Below are 18,147 nucleotides of genomic sequence, written 5' to 3'. Positions count from 1 at the left end.
TCCCGAAGGTGGGCCCGGGCGGGAAAACACCCCCACGGAGCCCCTTTACCCGGCGAGCACCTTCTGGATCCGCTGCAACGATACCGACTCCGCAGCCTTGAGCTCCTGCGCGAACAGGCTGATGCGCAGCTCCTCGATCATCCAGCGGGCGCGGAGGACCGGCGCCGCGGCATCCGCTTGGAGCGGCATGGTGCCGCCGGCGTTCTCGAACCGGGTGGTCGCGGCCTGGGTCTCGTTCATCCAGACTCGGTCGCGGCTCGGGTTGTCGACCAGTTTCGGCACGCGCACGCTGATGCCGCCGAGGTAGCGCGGCAGGTGCCGCAGCTGGGCCAGGCCGGTCTCGCTGACGAAGCCCGGGTAGACCAGGGCCGTCAGCTGCTGGCGGGCATCGCTGATTCCGGGCAGCAGCGCCATGCTGGTCGCGGCCTTGAGCGCCTTATCGGCCAGTCGGTGAGCGGTCAGAATGCGGGCCACCAGCCCCACCGTTTCGAACATGGAGTCCATCACGACCCCCGACACCCGGTCACGAATGGTATCGAACTCCGCCTTCATGAACACCTGCCCGTCGGGACGCACCCGAAACAATACGTCGTCGACCGCGGCGGCGAGGCAATCCTCGAACAGGGCCTGCGTGGTCTTGTACGGGCTCGTCGCCAAGCTGAGCTTCTCGGCAGCGGTCAGGTGCTGCTGCACGTACGCGGCCGGCGACGGCGTCGCAAGCAGCAGCAGCCGGCGCACCCCGCGAGGCAGCGCGCGGGCCTGCTCCAGCTCGGTACTCATCATGCGAATAGAAACGGATGCCCCATCATCGACCAGCGTCGGATACCCGCGAATCGTGTTGTCGCCCTGCTTCGTGTCCAGGAAGCGCGGGAGTTCGCCGAGGTCCCAGGTCACGAGGCCACCACGCTCGATCGCGTTGCTGGGCGCTGCCGCACTCGTCGCCTTCGCGACGCTCTCCCGTACCCGGGTGCCGAGCCGACGTTGCAGGTCGGCGAGGTCCTTGTCGGCGGCGACGGTGCGTCCGCGCTCGTCGGTGACGACGAAGGTCATGCGCAGGTGCGAAGGCACGCGACCGAGCTCGAAGTCGCGCGCGGAAACCGGCACATAGGTGAGCTTCTGAATCAGGGCGGCGAGGGTCTCGGCGAACGTCGCCTCTGGAACGGCAGTCGGCAAAGTCTGCACCACGCCGGGCTCGGCTGGCAGCTCGCTGAGCAGGCGGGCGGCCCAGTCCGCGGCGGGAACGACATTACGGCGGATGCTCTTCGGCAGCGACTTGATCATGGCGGTCACCAGCTCGGCACGGAGGCCAGGCACCTGCCAGTCGAAACCGTGGGGCGAGAGACGGGCCAGCAGGGCGAGCGGAATACGCACGGTCACGCCGTCGTCTTCCTCGCCGGGCTCGAAGCGGTAACCGAGCGTCAGGCGCTGGTCGCCCTGCTGCCAGCTCGGCGGAAACAGCCCCTCGTCGATCTCGGGGGAGTCCTCGGCGACGAGCGCGTCGGCGGTCATGGTGAGCAGATCGGGGGTGTCAAACCGGGCCGTGCGCCACCAGCCCTCGAAGCTCTTGGTCGACGACACCTCGGCCGGAATGCGGCGCTGGTAGAAGTCGAAGACGGCTTCGTCGTCAAAGAGGATGTCCCGGCGCCGGGTGCGCTCCTCCAACTCGGCGAGTTCCTCCCGCAGCCGCGCATTGGCCCGTTCGAACGCCCACATGCCCGGGTCGCCGGTCTGGCCCGGTCTTCCGCCCCGGCTCGCGCTCGAGCCGACGGCGGGGGCGCGGCCGGAACCGCGCCCACTGCTGGCGTCGCCGCCGTCGCTCGAGATGCTCACGCGTTCGTTGCGCGACGGCCCGCGTCCGCCGCGATCCGCTTCCTTCTCGACCGATACAGACTGCGGCCCCGACGCGCGGTCCCACTCGCCCTCGACGAGGGCGTGGCGAATGAACAGCTCCCTGGCATACGCCGGGTCGATCCGGGAGAACTGCACCCGGCGGCGGGCCACGATCGGCACGCCGTACAGCGTCACCCGTTCGTACACGACGGCGGCGCCCTGCTTCATCTCCCAGTGCGGTTCGGAATAGCTGCGCTTGCACAGGTTGCCGGCGAGCGGTTCGGCCCACGCCGGGTCGACGACGGCGTTCATGCGGGCGAACAGCCGGCTGGTTTCGACCAGTTCGGCGCTCATCACCGCGTTCGGCTGCTTCTTGGCCAGGGTCGAACCGGGAAACAGCACGAAGCGCTGCTGGCGGGCGCCGACGTAGTCCTTCTTGGCGACGTCCTTCAGCCCGATATGCGAGAGCAGGCCGGCCAGCAGCGACCGGTGCACGCCGTCGGGGTTCGAGCTCGGCTCACCTCGCGGCAGTCCGAGTGGTTTGGCCAGCTGGCGCAACTGCCGCAGCACGTCTTGCCACTCGCGCACCCGCAGATAGTTGAGGTATTCGTTCTTGCATAGGCGACGAAAGGCGCTCGAGCCCAGCTCGGACTGCTGCTTCTCGAGGTAGTTCCAGAGGTTCAGCAAGCTGAGGAAGTCGCTCGTCGGGTCGGCGAACCGGGCATGGAACTGGTCCGCCTGGGCGCGTCGCTCGAGCGGGCGTTCCCGCGGATCTTGAATGGTCAGCCCGGCGACGATCGCCATGACCTCCCGGCTGGTGCCCTGCGTCTTCGACTCGATCACCATGCGGCCAAAGCGCGGGTCGATCGGCAGCTGCGCGAGCTGCTGGCCGATTCGAGTGAGGCGCGGGGTCGTTTTATCTACAGCCTCGATGGCGCCAAGTTCGGCGAGCAGGTCGAGACCGTCCTTGATATTGCGGCTGTCCGGCGGGGTCAAAAACGGGAACGACGCGATGTCGCCGAGGCCGAGCGAGATCATCTGCAGAATGACCGCGGCGAGGTTGGTGCGCAGAATTTCCGGCTCGGTATAGTCCGGGCGGCGCAGATAGTCTTCTTCGGAATATAACCGAATCGCAATACCGTCGCTGGTGCGGCCGCTGCGGCCGCTGCGCTGGTTGCCGGAAGCCTGCGAGATCGCTTCGATCGGCAGGCGTTGCACCTTGGAGCGCACGCTGTACCGGCTGATGCGCGCGGTTCCCGCGTCGATGACATAGCGGATGCCCGGTACCGTCAGGCTGGTCTCGGCCACGTTGGTCGCGAGCACGATGCGCCGTTTGACCCCGGCGACGGTCGACGGCTGGAACACCCGGTGCTGGTCGGCCGATGACAGCCGGCCGTAGAGCGGCAGCACCTCGGTGGGATTGCGGCTGGCCGAGGAGGCGTACTTGCCCTGCAGGGCGTCGGCGGCGTCGCGAATCTCGGTCTCACCGGAGAGAAAGACGAGTACGTCGCCGTTCGACTCGCGTTCGAGCTCGTCAAGGGCGGTGGTGATGCCGTCGATATAGTCGCGGTCGACCGGGGGAGCGGCATCCGTCGTGTCGTCGTCTGCGATTCCGGGCTCAGCGACAAGTGGACGGTAGCGGATCTCCACCGGAAAAGTACGGCCGGAGACCTCGACGACCGGCGCCGGAGTGCCATCGGCGGCCGCGAAATGCTTCGCGAAACTGGCGGGGTCGATCGTGGCCGAGGTGATGATGAGCTTGAGATCGGGGCGCTTGGGCAGCAGCTGCCGCAGGTAGCCGAGCAGAAAGTCGATGTTGAGGCTGCGCTCGTGCGCCTCGTCGATGATGATCGTGTCGTACTTGCGCAGCATCCGGTCGCGGTGGATCTCATTCAACAGGATGCCGTCGGTCATCAACTTAATACGCGTGTCGGAGCCGACCTTGTCGGTGAACCGCACCTGGTAGCCGACCAGCTGCCCGACCTCCTGGCCGAGCTCCTCGGCGATGCGTTCGGCGATGGTGCGCGCGGCGAGCCGGCGCGGCTGGGTGTGGCCAATGTTCTGGCGGCCGAGTTCGAGGCAGATCTTGGGCAGCTGGGTGGTCTTGCCCGACCCGGTCGACCCGGCGACGATCACGACCTGGTGGTCGCGAATCGCGCGGGCGATGTCCTCCCGACGCTGGCTGACCGGCAGTTCGGGCGGGAAGGTGATATTCAGCGTTTCCATGAAGTCTCAATATTACGTCGGACATATCACTGCTTTCGCGGACAGTGAACATCGGGTGTTCGGGGGGTGGCTGAAGAACTGCGGCCAATAGGGTTGGGGCATGACGAAATCTGTACCTACCATCACCCTTAACGACGGCCACACGATTCCGCAGCTCGGTTTCGGCGTATTCAAGGTCGAACCCGACGAAACCACCCGCATCGTGTCCGACGCGCTCTCGGTCGGCTACCGCCACATCGACACCGCAGCTATCTACGGCAACGAAGAGGGCGTGGGCAAGGCGCTCGCCGCCTCGAACATCACCCGCTCCGAGCTCTTCATCACGACCAAGCTCTGGAACGACCGCCAGGGCACCCAGTCGGCCTTCGACGCCTTCGACGAGAGCCTCGAGAAGCTCGGTCTCGACTACGTCGACCTCTACCTGATCCACTGGCCCGCCCCGGCCAACGACAAGTTCGTCGAGAGCTGGAGAGCCCTCGAAAAGATCCAGGAGTCTAATCGCGCCCGCTCCATCGGCGTCTCCAACTTTCTGGTGCCGCACCTCGACCGCCTACTGCACGAGACGAGCATCGTGCCCGCCGTCAACCAGATCGAGCTGCACCCGGCGCACCAGCAGCCCGAGGTCACCGCGTTCGCCCGCGAGAACGGAATCAACATCGAGGCCTGGGGGCCCCTCGGCCAGGGCAAGTACCCCCTCTTCGACGAGCAGGTGATAGCGGATGCTGCCGACGCGCACGGCAAGTCGCCCGCGCAGGTCGTCATCCGCTGGCACCTGCAAGTGGGCAACATCCTGTTCCCGAAATCGAACCGGGTGGAGCGCATGGCCGAGAACTTCGACGTGTTCGACTTCGAACTCACCCGTACCGAGGTCACCATGATCTCCGCGCTCGAGCGTGCCGGGCGCGTCTCGGCGCACCCCAACGAGGTGAACTAGCGCGCAGCATCCGTGTGAGGGTGGCCCCGCAGACCGATAGCGGCGGGGCCACTGTTGGATCAGCGGGCACTGCGAGCGGCGTACATTGGGAGCTGCACCGGCTGGCCTCCACCCGTGCGCTGGGCGCAGAATGGAGCATGCCCAACCATCTCGCCGACGCCATCAGTCCCTACCTGCGCAGCCACGCCGACAATCCGGTCGCCTGGTTCGGCTGGGGCGATGAGGCTTTCGCCGAGGCCCGCGAGCGGGACGTTCCTGTGCTCGTGTCGATCGGCTATTCCACCTGCCACTGGTGCCACGTCATGGCCAGGGAGAGCTTCAGCGATCCGGCCATCGCCGAGTATCTCAACGCCCACTTCGTGAGCATCAAGGTCGACCGGGAAGAGCACCCCGACGTCGACGCGAGCTATCTCGCCGCCGCGAGTGCCTTCGTGGAGGGGCTGGGCTGGCCGCTCAACGTATTCGTCACTCCCGACGGCCAGGCGTTCCACGCGGGAACGTACTTTCCGCCGGTCGCGATGCCGGGGCATCCGTCCTTCCGCGATGTTCTCAGCGCCGTGACGACGGCCTGGCTCACCCGCCGTGCCGAGGTGACGGCCGGTGCCGCCCGGGTAGCCGACCTGCTCGCCGAATCGACCCGGCAGCTCGCCGCTGGGGGCGGTGCGGCGGCTGCCGCCCAGCCCGGCATCGACGCACTCGACCGGGCCGTCGCCGAACTGATCGGCTACGAAGACGCCCGGTTCGGCGGCTTCGGCGGCAGCCCGAAGTTTCCGGTGGCCCCGGCACTGTCCTTTCTACTCGCGCACGGTGATCTCGGGCACGGTGCAGCGCCCGGCGACGGACCGGCCCTGGCCCTGCGCACCCTCAAACTCATGGGTGCGTCACCGCTGCGGGACCCGATCGAGGGCGGCTTCTTTCGCTACGCGGTCAACCGAAACTGGAGTGACCCGCACTACGAACGCATGCTCTACGACAACGCCCAGCTGCTCAGCCTCTACACCCGTGCCTGGGTGCTCACCGGCCAGCCGTGGGCCCGTCAGGTCGCCGAGGGCATCGCCCGTTTTCTCTGCACGGTGATGCAGCTGCCCGGCGGTGGGTTCGCGAGCGCCCAGGACTCCGAGAGCACCGTCGACGGTCAGCGGGTCGAGGGCGGCTACTACGCACTCGAACCGGGGGAGCGCGCGAGGCAGACCCCGCCAGCACTCGACGAGAAGGTACTGACCGGCTGGAACGGTCTCGCCATGCAGGCCCTGGCCCGAGCCGGCTTCGCCTTCGACCGGCCCGATCTCATCGACGCTGCCCGCCGCGCCGCCGACTACCTGCAGGCGCACCACGTGCGCGCCGACGGCACCCTCGTGCGCGCCTCGGTCAGCGGACATAGCACTAAACCTCGAATCTCGGCCGCGAAAGCCACCCTGGAGGACTACGGCATGTACTCATGGGGACTCCTCGAACTCGCACTCGTCACCGGCGACGTTCCCGGCGCCACCCAGGCTCGTCACCTGCTCGAGAGCACACTATCGGGCACCACGGACACGGACACGGACACGGACACGGACACGGACACGGACACGGACACGGACACCGCCACGGCGCCCGCCTTCCGCCCGCCGCACGGCGCCGATCCGGTGCTGAGCTGGCAGGGCCTGGTCGGCGCCATCGATCCCTCCGAGGGCGCCTACCCCTCCGGACTGTCCGCCACCGCCGACGCGGCACTGCTCCTGCACCGCCTCACCGGCGACGACCGCTACCGGCGTGCGGCCCAGGCCGGACTCGCGCTCGTCGCCGGCCTCGCTCCGGCCCGCCCCCTGGCCTACGGCGCCGCGCTGCGGCTGTTCGACGAGCTGAACGCACCGATCGAGCAGCTCGTCATCGTCTCGCCCGACCAGCCGGGCCAGGCGATCGAATCCCCGAACCCGGTCACCCTGCAGGACCTCGCTCGGCGCCACCCGGCGCCAGTCGTCGCATCCGTTTCAGAATCCCAGGCGCGGGCATTCGCCGCAGCCGGATTCGACCTGTTCGCGGCCCGCATTTCATCGAGCGGCCAGCCCACCGCCTACCTCTGCCGCGACTTCGTCTGCCAGCTGCCGGTCACCGACCCGGCACAGCTGCCCCCAGTGGACGCCACCGCCGTGCTCCTCGCCGAAATTGCCGCTGAAGCGCAACAATCGGATCGACAGCACAAGCACTAACATCGGGGTACCCGTCCCGCTCCTGGGACCACCCGAAAGGACCCATCATGGTTCCCGAAATCAACATCTGGGCAGTGCTCCTGGCTACCGCGTCGAGCATGGTCGTCGGCTCCATCTGGTACACCCGCGCCGTCTTCGGCCGGTACTGGATGAAAGCCGTCGGCCACACCGAAGAAAGTATGAAGGGCAGCGGCACCGGAGCGGTCATCATCACGATCATCGTCAGCTTCATCACCGCCACAGTGCTGGCCGGCGCCGCGGCGATCGCCCAGAACTTCTACGGTGGCAACTTTCTGTTCAACACCCTGCTCACCGCGCTCATCCTCTGGGCCGGATTCACCGCAGCTCGCATGGTCACGCACGACGCGTTCGACCGCCGCCCGGCCGGTCTGACCGTGTTGAACCTCGCCCACGAACTCGTCACGATTCTGCTCATGGCCCTGATCATCGGGCTGTTCGGCATCTCCGCGCTCTGACCCGCTCGCGCAGCAAACTACCGACCTCGGGACGTACACTGGGCAAACGAGCACCGTGACGAAAGCCACCGCGTTCCCCGAACGCCAGTCGCTCATCGAGAACAGGTCACTTCTCGAGAAGATCGTCGCTGCGCACCACACTGAAGCATCCACGCCGACATCGTCGGCCGCACTCCTCGAGAGCCCCGGCTGTTCGCGATCGAGTGTTCCATTTTTTTCAAGGAGGACCATGGCGACACTCGACATCCCGGACGCACAACCGGAAACTCCCGAGCTGGGTTACGCCGATTCGTTCTCCGGTGAGATCTTCGACACCGACGCCTTCCGCCCCGACTCGGTCGGTCACGATTCGAGTGAGCCGGAACCCCCCACCAACACCGGCCTGATCCCGACGCTGTCGCTCAGCAGCGAGCCCGAGCTGGTCCTGATCACACCGGATGCCCGCACCCGCCGCTTCGACCGCGACGATCTGGTTGTGCGTAAGGGGGAGATCGCCCTGATCAACGGCCACTACACCCCGCACGAGTCCATGGTCAAGGACCTCGTGGCCGTGCACGACGCCCTCACCGGCGCCGGCATCGAATTCCTGCTGGTGCGCGGCGACCACAACCGTCCGGTCATCGCCGTCGACCGCAAGCAGCGCAAGGAAATCACCAAGGTTCTGGGCCGGGCCTTCGCCAACGAGCCCTTCTATGCCAAGCCCCTCGACGGCAACGTGAGCCAGCAGTTTCTGCTCGCCGACGGCGCGCTCACGACCCTGCGCAAGTCCAGCGTTTTTCGGGTCTACCGCCCGCGCATCGAACCGATCGGCCGTTTGCGTTATGGTGCCCAGACCGCGTTCCAGTTCGAACTGTGGCGTTTCGGCGAAGACGAGATCATCGCCCCGGTCGAGAACGCCCTCATGCGTACCCGGTTGCCTCGCTCCGAAGCCCGCGAAACCACGATCGAGCTGTATGGGCGCACCTGGCTGACCCTGCAGAACATGTTCGACGACCTCGCGAGCGACGTCTCCTTCGACATCGACCTCGTGTTCAGCTGGGTTGACGGCTCGAGCGATGAGTTCCAGCGCGAGCGCGCCAAGCGGATGCAGGCGTACGTGGTCGGCGAAGGTGACGATTCCGACGCTCGTTTTCGCCAGATCGACGAACTTAAATACGCCCTGCGCAGCGTCTACATGTTCGCACCGTGGATTCGACGCATCTTCATCGCCACGGATTCGCCCGCACCCGAGTGGCTCGCCGAGCATCCCCGGGTCACGATCATGCGCAGCGAAGACTTCTTCGTCGACACGAGCGTGCTGCCGATCCACAACTCGCACGCCGTCGAGAGCCAGCTGCACCACATTCCCGGGCTCGCTGAGCACTTTCTCTATTCCAACGACGACATGTTCTTCGGTCGTCCGGTGGGTCCGGAGTTGTTCTTCTCTCCGGGCGGAGTGACCAAGTTTGTGGAGGCATCCACTCGTATCGGCCTGGGGGAGAACGATCCGACCCGCAGCGGGTTCGAGAACGCCGCCCGCGTGAACCGTGCGCTGCTGCGCGGGCGTTTCGGCAAGGTCACCACCCGGCACCTCGAGCACACGCCGGCCCCGATGCGCAAGAGCGTTCTGCTCGAGCTGGAGAGTGAGTTTCCCGAGGACTTCAGCCGCACGGCGGCAAGTCGTTTTCGGTCGGCGACCGACATCTCGGTCACCAACTCGTTGTATCACTACTACGCGTTGATGACCGGTCGGGCGGTGGCCCAGACGCAGGTGCACTCGCTCTACATCGAGACGACTTTGCGCATCGCCCTGCGGCAGATGAACCAGCTGCGCAAGCGCCGCGACCAAGACATGTTCTGCCTCAACGACGGCAGCCACCCGGAGATCTCGACCGAGGTGCGTCGCGCCGCGGTCACCGAATTTCTCGAACTGTACTTTCCGATCGTGGCACCGTGGGAACGGGCCAGCCCGGCGACTAGTGCAGAACGGGGATCGGCCTGGTCATCGGCGGCTCGCGCAATGCAGGCAGAGTTTCCGACGGCGTGATCTCGACGCCGGAAGCGCGCAGACGACGCGCGCTTTCGGCGGCATCGACATACTCCAGCGTCGGGTAATGGCCGAGCGGCACCACGGAGTGCAGCACGGTATCCGGGTAGACGTGCACGAGGTTGAACGCGCGGGCGCCGTCGCGGCCGAGGGTACCGCCGACGGGAACGTTCAGATCCTGCGTGTAGCAGGTTGCCGACGACACCGACACGGGAATGCCGGCGAACATCGCCATGGATGAATAGTGCAGGTGCCCGGCGATGATGCTGCGCACATCCGTGCCGCGCAGCACGTCGGCCAGACGGCTCTGAGCGCGCAGCTCCACGGCGGCGGCCAAGTCGAGCACGCTCGGGATCGGCGGGTGGTGCATGGCGAGGATGGTGCCGTCGGGTGCGGGCACGCGCAGTTCGTCGGCGAGCCAGAGTAACTGCTGGTCGGTCACCGCTCCGTGGTGATGGCCGGGGACCGAGGTGTCGAGGGTGATCAGGCGCAGACCGTTGAGGTCATACGAGCGGTCGATCGGGGCTTCGCTCGGCTCCTGGTCGAGGAGTTCTCGGCGAAAGGCCGAACGGTTGTCGTGGTTACCCATCACCCAGATGACGCGGGCGCCGAGCCGAGCCGCGGCGGGCTCGACGATGTTGCGCAGGGTTTCATACGCCCCCGGTTCGCCCTTGTCGGCGAGATCGCCGGTGAAAACGATGGCCTGGGGGCGGGCCCCGGAGGCTTCAACCTCGGCGAAGAGCCCCGCCAGATGGGCCTCGACGTTGACGCTGCCATAGAGCTTCGAGCCTCCCGCCAGCAGGTGGGTGTCGCTCAGGTGTAGCAGGAAGTGGTCCGGCCGGGGGTACTCAGCCGTTCGAATGCTCACGGAGCGTCCATTCGTTTGTCTTGGGCGCGCTCTGCGAGCACGCTTCTACGATGCTTGACACTATTTGATCAGACGTTCTTGAACAACCGGTGTACGCCACGCGTTAATCTGCAACGCACGGGGTAAATGGGCAAGGGATCAGTGGCCCTAGGCTGGCCGCATGGCGCGATACGTACTCATTGACGAATTCGGTGGTCCGGAGGTGCTGAGCATCGTGCACGATGAGCAGCCGCAGGCCGGGCGGGGCGAGGTGCGGGTGCGCGTGCTCTTTGCCGGCCTCAACCCGGTGGATTACAAGATCTTTCACGGCGGCCCGGCTGCTGCGCGCTACGAGGCGGTTCCACCCTGCGGCAACGGCAACGACTTCTCCGGTGTGGTCGACGAGCTCGGTGACGGCGTGACCGATTTTCAGCTCGGGGACGCGGTCTTCGGTGGTAAACGGATGAACGCCCAGGCCGATTACGTCGTCGTCGACGCGACCCGCATCATCAAGAAACCGGCCGCCCTCACCTTTGAACAGGCCGGTAGCCTCGACATCGCCGGGCGCGCAGCCTGGGCCAGCGTGGCCTCGCTCGGGCTGAGTGTCGACGACACCGTGCTGATCGGTGCCGCCGCCGGCGGGGTCGGCGTGCTCGCCTGCCAGCTCGCGCTCCGAGCCGGTGCGACCGTGATCGGTACCGCAAGCCCGGTCAACCACGACTTCCTGCGCGGCCTCGGCGTCCTGCCGGTGGCCTACGGGGACGGCCTGGTCGACCGGGTGCGCGCGATCACCCCGTCCGTGACGGCCGCCCTCGACTACAACGGTGCAGCGACGATCGATGCGGCCCTCGAGCTCGGCGTGCCCGGCGCCCGCATCAACACGATCGCCGCGCGTGGTCATCGGGCCGGAGCCGGAATCACCGAGGTGGGTGGCCAGGTCGCTGACCTCCGCGACCTTCAGACGCTCGCTGAACTCATCGCCGCGGGCGAGATCGTGCTGCCGATCGACCGGGTGTTTCCGCTCGAGCAGGTGCAGGATGCCTACCGCTACCTCATGGCCGGGCACCTGCGCGGCAAGGTCGTGCTCAGCACCCGGTAGGCGGCTCGAGCGCAGGTTCCTCCCACATACACTGTGGCATGCTTGATCGTGCGCATCCGGTCCCTTTCCAGCTCCCTCACCCGGGGAACGCTCGGTTACGTCGCCGGAGCCGTGCTCACCACCGTCGCCTTCATCGGCCTCTACCTTTTCTTTGTGCGCAGCCAGATCGGCCAGGAAGCCGATCAGCTCGCCTATGACGGCGCCGAATTCGGTCGCCGCAGCATCACCCCGTTCACCGGGCGGGTGCTCGACTCGGTACCCGACGTGGCTGTGGCGTTCGGGGTGCTGCTGACCGCGGTCATCGCGTTCGTGCGCCGAAACTGGCGCACCCTCCTCGTCGCGCTCGTCGCTGCCGCAGCGGCCACGGCGTCGGCCCAGCTGCTGAAGTACGGCATCCTGGCCCGACCCGACCTCGCCGTCGAGGGCTACGCGGGAAACTCATTTCCGTCGGGGCATACGACGGTGGCGGCGGCATCCGCTCTCGTCGTGTTTCTGGTGGCGAGCCCGCGCATGCGCCCGATGGTCGCCGGCTGGGGCACCGCCTTCGCCGTGCTGGCCGGCGTGGCGACGCTCGCCAATCAGTGGCACCGGCCCAGCGACGTGATCGCCGCCTTGCTCTGGGTGGCCCTGTGGGGGTGCCTCGCCGGGGCGGTGCTGGCCTGGCCGCGCCTGGGCGTCGTGCCACGAACAGCGGCGGCGGCCTCCAGCTCACGGTGGCCAGCTTTCACGGGACTCCGCCGCTCCACAATTCGCATCATTCGCTGGCTGTCGATCGGTTGCGGCGCGCTCTCGAGCCTGGCCTTCATCGCCACCCTCGTTGCGAACAGCAGCCTGTTCGATAGTGTCGGAACAGTCGGCACCCTCGTTGCCTACCTCGGCGGTGTCGCGGCCATCGTGACCGCCGGCCTGCTGCTCGCCCTCAGCGGAACCCGGCTGTTCGCCCGCCTGCCGTAGCTGTGCAAAGTCGGGGTGTACTCGATCGAGGTCGCGTGCAACACTGACTCATGGCCGTCACGCTGAGAGCGCTCCAGACCGTAGTTCCCCCGACGATTCTGATCCAGGAGCAGGTGCGCGACATCTTCGCCGCCCAGCCCGGGCTCAGCCGGCTGGCGCAACGGCTGGTCAGCACCAGTTTCAATGTGTCGGGCATCGAGACCCGGCATACCGTCATCGCCGAGCTCACCCTCGACAACGACGCCGCTGATCCGCAGTTCTTCGACGCCCGGCAGCAACTCCTGCTGGTGCCGAGCACCAAAGTGCGCAACGAGCTGTATATTTCCGAGGCCACCAAGCTTTTCGTCGAGGCCGGCCGTCGTGCGCTCGCCGCCTGCCCCGACATTCGCCCCGACGACGTGACCCACGTCGTGACCGTCTCCTGCACCGGGTTCTACGCGCCCGGCCCCGACTACATGCTCGTGCGGGAGCTCGGCCTCAAAGCCAGCACCCAGCGCTATCACCTCGGATTCATGGGCTGCTACGCCTCGATGCCGGCCCTCCGCACCGCGAAGCAGTTCGTTGAGGCCGATCCGAACGCGGTCGTGCTCGTGGTCAGCGCCGAACTCTGCTCGCTGCACCTGCGCACCTCGAGCGACCCGGACACTATCGTCGCGTCCTCGCTGTTCTCCGACGGCGCCGCTGCCGGCATCGTCAGCGCCCGGGCGCCGCTGCCCGGCGAGAAGGCCCTCGGCCTCGACCTGTTCGAAACGGTGATCACCCCGGTCGGTGAGGGCGACATGGCCTGGAAGATCGGCGATGAGGGCTTCGAAATGATACTGAGCACCTACGTGCCGCACATCATCGACGAGCACATAGAAGGCGCCCTGGCCCCGCTGTTCGCCCGCGATGCGTCGATCACCGGTCGGCTCGCCGCTCCGCTCCAGGCGGATGCCGCATCAGCGTTCGACGCCGCCGCCCTGGCTGCGCCGGTGCTCACCATTACACCCCCCGCCTCGCTCAGCTCGGTAATCGAGCACTGGGCGATCCATCCCGGCGGTCGCAGCATCCTCGACAAGACCGAGGCGAAGCTAAAGCTGCGCGCCGACCAGCTCCTTCCTTCCCGCGAGACCCTGCGCACCAACGGCAATATGAGCAGCGCGACCATCCTGTTCGTGATGAAAGCCATTCTCGACGGCCCGGCCACCGCCGACGGGGAACGGGTCTGCGCCATGGCGTTCGGCCCTGGCCTCACCGTGGAATCCGGCCTGATGACCGTGATCGAGGGCTGAATGGCCCTTCCATCACTGCGGGTTCGGGCACATAGAGCGGTCGAGCTTATGGATTCGCCGCTCTGCGACCCGGCCATGCTCACCCGCACGTATCAGGATTTTCGCGTGGTCAACGCGCTGGTCTCTGGCTGGTGGGGGATCTATCGCCGCAGCATCCGCCCGGAGCTGTCCACCACGACCGAAGCCACGCTGCTCGACGTCGGATCCGGTGGTGGAGACGTTTCGCGGGCGCTGGCTCGCTGGGCGGTGCGAGACGGCCTGCGCCTCACGGTGACCGGCATCGATCCGGATGCCCGCGCACACGTGTTTTCGACCAGTCAGCCGAAAATCGCCGGGTTGTCGTTTCGGCGGGCGTTGAGCTCAGACCTCGTGGCCGAGGGCGCGCGGTTCGACTTTGTGGTCTCCAACCACGTGCTGCACCACCTCAGCGTGGCCGAGCTGAAGGGGCTGCTCGTGGATTCGGAGGATCTCGTGCGGCGCCGGGTGTTGCACGCCGACCTGGAACGCACGAACTACGCCTATCTCGGGTTCGCGGCGGCTACCAAGCCGTTCTTCCGGCACTCCTACATTCGCCCGGACGGGCTCACTTCGATTCGGCGCAGTTACACCGCCGCCGAGTTGCGCGCTGTGGTGCCCGCCGGGTGGACGGTGTCGCGCGGCCTGCCGTCCCGGCTTGTGCTGAGCTGGACCGCGCCCGATGCGTGATGTCGTGATCGTGGGAGGGGGACCGGTCGGTACGATGCTCGCCTGCGTGCTGGCCGTCGGCGGCCTCGACGTTGAGGTGCTCGAACAGCGTGAGACGCCGTCGATGCGCTCCCGGGCGATCGGCATCCACCCGCCGTCGCTCGCCGCCCTCGCTGGGATCGGCGTTGCCGACGCGCTGCTTACGCGGGCCGTGCGCATTCGCGCCGGGGAGGTGCGCTGCGACGGCCGTCAGCTCGGGGCCCTGTCCTTCGAGCGGGCCGCGCCGGAATATCCGTTCGTCGTCGCTCTGCCGCAATACGAGACGGAAGCCCTGCTGCGTGACCGGTTCGACCAGTTGAGGCCCGGCCGGTATCACAGCGGTGTTACGGTGACCGGGCTCCATGACCGAGGCGATGCCCTCGAACTCGCAACGACCGCCGGCCCGGCCCTGGCCCGCTATGTGGTCGGTGCGGACGGCGCGCGCAGTCGCGTGCGCGAGCAGGCCGGCATCAGCTGGCAGCAGTTCGGCGGCCGGGAAACCTATCTCATGGGCGACTTCGCCGACACGGATCCACGCGATACCGGCGCGGTACTCTATTTCGAGCGCGGCGGTGTGGTCGAGTCGTTTCCACTGCCCGGCGGCCGGCGGCGTTGGGTGGCGATGACCGATTATCTGGCAGCGGATGCCGACAGTGCCGACCTGGCCGCGGTCATCCGTCATCGAACCGGCGTGAGCGTGGCCGAACCGCTCGGGGCGGCCAGCGCGTTCGCGGTGCAGCAGCGGCTCGCGGGGAGCATGCACGCTGGCCGTGTCGTGCTGGTCGGTGATGCCGCGCATCAGATCAGTCCGATCGGTGGGCAGGGCATGAACCTCGGCTGGCTCGACGCCGTCGCACTCCGGCCGGCGCTGCAGCGGGCGCTGCTCGAGCCGCCGGCGGCGGCATCCGTTCTGGGCGACTACGACCGTACCCGACGCAGCGCAGCGCGCCGAGCGGCCCGGCAGGCCGGATTCAACATGGTGATGGGGCGGCCGGCCCACGGCCTGCGGCTCGGCGCCCGCAACGCCCTGGTGCGCGGTCTCACGCTGCCGCCGGCCAACGAGCTGGTGGCCCGGGCGTTCACGATGCGGTGGTTGTGACGGCGCACATCGAGTTGAATGGATAGGTGACTTCTGCAACTCTCCTCCCTCGGCTGCGCTCCGACCTCGCCGCCGCTCGTTTCTCTGTTCCCGGCCTGACCGGTTTGTGGGGCATCGAAGCGGACGCCGCCCTGCAGCGCAACCAGCGGGTTCCGGCCAGGCGGGCACTCGCCGCGCTCGCCACCACACTGGGGCGCAAAGAGCCGGCCGCGACCCTCGCCGGGCTGTTCCTGCTCGGCGACCCGGTCTCCCGCGCCGACCTCGACGCCGCGCTGCCGGAGCTCGGCGCGACCGGGGCTGAACAGCTCGGACTCGTCGTTGCTGACGGTGAGGGCGGGGTGCGCCCGATCGTCGACCTGCGCCCGTACAACTTCATCGACGCGCACGGCGCCGGCAGCTGGTGGATCGTGAGCGATCTCGGGGAGCTGGTGCTCGGGCATCCGCTCGGCGAAACCCACGTTCTGGGCATCGGCGGAGCCTCGCGCACCCTCAGCGGGCTCATGATGCCGACCAGGGCCGGGCGTGCGCTCGACATCGGCACGGGTTGCGGAATCCAGGCGTTGCACGCCTCGCGGCACGCCGAGTATGTTGTCGCCACCGACATCTCGGTGCGGGCGCTCGAACTCGCCGCCCTCAACGCCGAGCTCAACGACATCGACAATATCGAGTTTCGGCTGGGCAGCCTGTTCGAGCCGGTGGCGGGGGAGCGGTTCGATCACATCATCTCCAATCCGCCATTCGTGATCACGCCGCGCGCCGAGGGGGTGCCGAACTATGAGTATCGCGACGGCGGCATGGTCGGTGATGCCCTGGTCGAAGCCGTCGTGCGCGGGGCCGCCGACCATCTCACGCCTGGCGGCGTCGCGCAGCTGCTCGGCAACTGGGAATATCCGGGCGACACGGATGCCTTCGAGCGGGTCGAAGGCTGGCTCACGCCGGTCGCCGGCCCGGCGGCGCCTTCTTCAACGCTCGACGCGTGGATCATCGAACGCGAGGTGCAGTCGCCGGGTGAATACGCCGAGACCTGGATTCGTGACGGCGGCACCCGGCCGGGCCCCGACTTCGACCGACTGTACGACGCCTGGCTGAACGACTTCGACGCGCGTGGCGTGCGCCGGGTCGGGTTCGGCTACCTGCTGCTGCGCCGACCGGTCGATTCCTCCGCCCCGCCCACCCTGCGCCGCCTCGAACGGATGCCCGACGCCCTCGGTCACAACCCGGCCGGCCTCGGCGCGCACCTCGCCGAGTGCCTCACCGCCCACGACTGGCAGGCGCAGACGGATGACGCGCGTCTGCTGCGCACGCAGCTCACCGTGGCCTCCGACGTCACCGAGGAGCGTCACTACTGGCCCGGTCAGCAGGATCCGACCGTGATGACCCTGCGCCAGGGCAGCGGATTCGGCCGTGCGGTACCCCTCGACACGGCCCTCGCCGGTCTGGTCGGTGCCTGTGACGGCGACCTCGCGGTCGGCGCCATCATCGGTGCTCTCGCCCAGCTGCTCGAGGCCGATGAGGTCGCGCTGAGTGCCGAGCTGCTGCCCAAGGTGCGCGACCTGCTGGTGGACGGGTTTCTGACCGTGCCGGAGCCGGTCTAGCGCTAACCTGACGCCATGACTCCTGCACCCGTGCTCCCGGCCGCCTTCGACCTCGGCGGGCGCACGGCGCTCGTCACCGGGGCGGGCAGCGCCACCGGCATCGGTTTTGCCGCCGCACGGATGCTCGGTGACCTCGGCGCCCGGGTGATTCTCACCGGCACGACGGCGCGGGTGCACGACCGGGCAGCGGAACTCGCCGCAGCCGGCCGGGGCGTCGTCGGAATGGTCTGCACCCTCGACTCGTCCGAGGGAGCCGCGGAACTTGAGGGGGCGCTCGCCGCGGGCGGGTACGAGCCGACGATCCTCGTGAACAATGCCGGCATGGTCGCCGTCGGCGACGCCGAGATGGGGCACGGCGACATCCTGACCAGCCCCGCCGAATGGGACCACGCCCTCGCCATCAACCTTTCCACGGCTTTCCACGCGACGCGCGCGGTGATCGGTTTCATGCGCGCGGCCGGCTGGGGCCGCATCGTGACGGTGTCGAGCGTGAGCGGATCGATCATGGCGAGCCGCGGCGACGTCGCCTACGCTGCGGCCAAGGCCGGCCTGGTCGGACTGACCCGCGCCCTCGCCGTCGACGAGGCCGCCGCCGGCATCACGTCCAACGCCGTGGCGCCGGGCTGGATCGCGACCGGGTCCCAGCTCACGAGCGAAGCGCTGGAAGGTGCGCTCGTTCCGGCCGGGCGCAGCGGTACGCCGGCAGAGGTCGCATCCGTTATCGCGTTCCTCGCCTCGCCCGGCGCTGCCTATGTCACCGGGCAGGTGATCGTCGTCGACGGCGGCAACTCCGTGGCTGAGGAGCGCCGCCCGGCGTAACGCTTAGTTCTTCGGGGTGGCCCGGCGCAGGGCCAGAAACCCGCCGAAGCCGGCCA

General features: G+C 67.8%; 13 protein-coding genes. 11 read left to right on the top strand and 2 right to left on the bottom strand.

Annotation, left to right across the window (positions count from 1 at the left end; all coding sequences use genetic code 11):
- Positions 1–45: 45 nt before the first annotated feature.
- Complete coding sequence (gene hrpA / locus E3O06_RS17990) at positions 46–4,056, bottom strand: ATP-dependent RNA helicase HrpA (RefSeq protein ID WP_241979996.1); 4,011 nt, start codon at positions 4,054–4,056, stop codon at positions 46–48.
- 100 nt (positions 4,057–4,156) lie between these two features.
- On the opposite strand from hrpA, the gene E3O06_RS08410 reads away from it, so the two are divergent.
- The 4 genes from E3O06_RS08410 (at position 4,157) to E3O06_RS08395 (ending at position 9,684) form a co-directional block, all read left to right on the top strand.
- Positions 4,157–4,990: an aldo/keto reductase gene (locus E3O06_RS08410; protein ID WP_134502700.1), complete on the top strand. Its 834-nt coding sequence runs from the start codon at positions 4,157–4,159 to the stop codon at positions 4,988–4,990.
- Between the two features lie 137 nt (positions 4,991–5,127).
- On the top strand, positions 5,128–7,182 hold the full coding sequence (locus E3O06_RS08405) for a thioredoxin domain-containing protein (protein WP_134502698.1): 2,055 nt from the start codon (positions 5,128–5,130) through the stop codon (positions 7,180–7,182).
- A gap of 47 nt (positions 7,183–7,229) precedes the next feature.
- A complete protein-coding gene (locus E3O06_RS08400) occupies positions 7,230–7,658 on the top strand; it encodes a DUF1761 domain-containing protein (RefSeq protein WP_134502696.1) in 429 nt (142 codons plus the stop codon).
- Between the two features lie 229 nt (positions 7,659–7,887).
- Positions 7,888–9,684: a stealth family protein gene (locus E3O06_RS08395; RefSeq protein ID WP_134502694.1), complete on the top strand. Its 1,797-nt coding sequence runs from the start codon at positions 7,888–7,890 to the stop codon at positions 9,682–9,684.
- On the opposite strand, the gene E3O06_RS08390 is transcribed toward E3O06_RS08395, so the two are convergent.
- On the bottom strand, positions 9,614–10,552 hold the full coding sequence (locus tag E3O06_RS08390; RefSeq protein WP_134502692.1) for a phosphodiesterase: 939 nt from the start codon (positions 10,550–10,552) through the stop codon (positions 9,614–9,616). The two genes, E3O06_RS08395 and E3O06_RS08390, sit on opposite strands and share 71 nt — an antisense overlap.
- A gap of 160 nt (positions 10,553–10,712) precedes the next feature.
- Between E3O06_RS08390 and E3O06_RS08385 the strand changes: the two genes are divergently transcribed.
- The 7 genes from E3O06_RS08385 to E3O06_RS08355 are packed head-to-tail and all read left to right on the top strand — an operon-like array spanning position 10,713 to position 18,091.
- Positions 10,713–11,630 carry an NADP-dependent oxidoreductase gene (locus tag E3O06_RS08385; protein ID WP_134502690.1) on the top strand — a complete coding sequence of 306 codons (918 nt, stop codon included), beginning with the start codon at positions 10,713–10,715 and terminating at the stop codon, positions 11,628–11,630.
- Positions 11,631–11,678: 48 nt separating this feature from the next.
- Complete coding sequence (locus tag E3O06_RS08380) at positions 11,679–12,584, top strand: phosphatase PAP2 family protein (protein WP_241980017.1); 906 nt, start codon at positions 11,679–11,681, stop codon at positions 12,582–12,584.
- A 50-nt stretch (positions 12,585–12,634) separates the two neighbouring features.
- Positions 12,635–13,855 (top strand): type III polyketide synthase, encoded by a 1,221-nt coding sequence (locus tag E3O06_RS08375; protein WP_134502686.1) that lies wholly within the window; start codon positions 12,635–12,637, stop codon positions 13,853–13,855.
- The gene (locus E3O06_RS08370; RefSeq protein ID WP_134502684.1) at positions 13,856–14,560 is read left to right on the top strand and encodes a class I SAM-dependent methyltransferase; all 705 of its coding nucleotides are present in this window, start codon (positions 13,856–13,858) and stop codon (positions 14,558–14,560) included.
- Positions 14,553–15,677 carry an FAD-dependent oxidoreductase gene (locus E3O06_RS08365; RefSeq protein WP_134502682.1) on the top strand — a complete coding sequence of 375 codons (1,125 nt, stop codon included), beginning with the start codon at positions 14,553–14,555 and terminating at the stop codon, positions 15,675–15,677. Before E3O06_RS08370 ends, E3O06_RS08365 begins: the two co-directional genes overlap by 8 nt.
- Before the next feature lie 26 nt (positions 15,678–15,703).
- Complete coding sequence (locus tag E3O06_RS08360; protein WP_134502680.1) at positions 15,704–17,272, top strand: DUF7059 domain-containing protein; 1,569 nt, start codon at positions 15,704–15,706, stop codon at positions 17,270–17,272.
- Positions 17,273–17,287: 15 nt separating this feature from the next.
- Entirely contained in the window at positions 17,288–18,091 is an 804-nt protein-coding gene (locus E3O06_RS08355) for an SDR family oxidoreductase (RefSeq protein WP_134502678.1), read from the top strand.
- The last annotated feature ends 56 nt before the right edge of the window (positions 18,092–18,147 follow it).

The organism is Cryobacterium glaciale (assembly GCF_004402535.1).
Classification (GTDB): domain Bacteria; phylum Actinomycetota; class Actinomycetes; order Actinomycetales; family Microbacteriaceae; genus Cryobacterium; species Cryobacterium glaciale.
The sequence above is the reverse complement of the archived record's forward strand: the minus strand, read 5'-3'. Positions and strand labels throughout refer to the sequence as shown.

What these genes read in the sequence shown, in the direction of transcription:
- E3O06_RS08395 (WP_134502694.1), top strand. Translation starts at nt 7,888, where the DNA reads ATGGCGACACTCGACATCCCGGACGCACAACCGGAAACTCCCGAGCTG.
- E3O06_RS08370 (WP_134502684.1), top strand. Translation starts at nt 13,856, where the DNA reads ATGGCCCTTCCATCACTGCGGGTTCGGGCACATAGAGCGGTCGAGCTT.
- E3O06_RS08355 (WP_134502678.1), top strand. Translation starts at nt 17,288, where the DNA reads ATGACTCCTGCACCCGTGCTCCCGGCCGCCTTCGACCTCGGCGGGCGC.
- E3O06_RS08410 (WP_134502700.1), top strand. Translation starts at nt 4,157, where the DNA reads ATGACGAAATCTGTACCTACCATCACCCTTAACGACGGCCACACGATT.
- E3O06_RS08385 (WP_134502690.1), top strand. Translation starts at nt 10,713, where the DNA reads ATGGCGCGATACGTACTCATTGACGAATTCGGTGGTCCGGAGGTGCTG.
- E3O06_RS08400 (WP_134502696.1), top strand. Translation starts at nt 7,230, where the DNA reads ATGGTTCCCGAAATCAACATCTGGGCAGTGCTCCTGGCTACCGCGTCG.
- E3O06_RS08405 (WP_134502698.1), top strand. Translation starts at nt 5,128, where the DNA reads ATGCCCAACCATCTCGCCGACGCCATCAGTCCCTACCTGCGCAGCCAC.
- hrpA (WP_241979996.1), bottom strand. Translation starts at nt 4,056, where the DNA reads ATGGAAACGCTGAATATCACCTTCCCGCCCGAACTGCCGGTCAGCCAG.
- E3O06_RS08375 (WP_134502686.1), top strand. Translation starts at nt 12,635, where the DNA reads ATGGCCGTCACGCTGAGAGCGCTCCAGACCGTAGTTCCCCCGACGATT.
- E3O06_RS08365 (WP_134502682.1), top strand. Translation starts at nt 14,553, where the DNA reads ATGCGTGATGTCGTGATCGTGGGAGGGGGACCGGTCGGTACGATGCTC.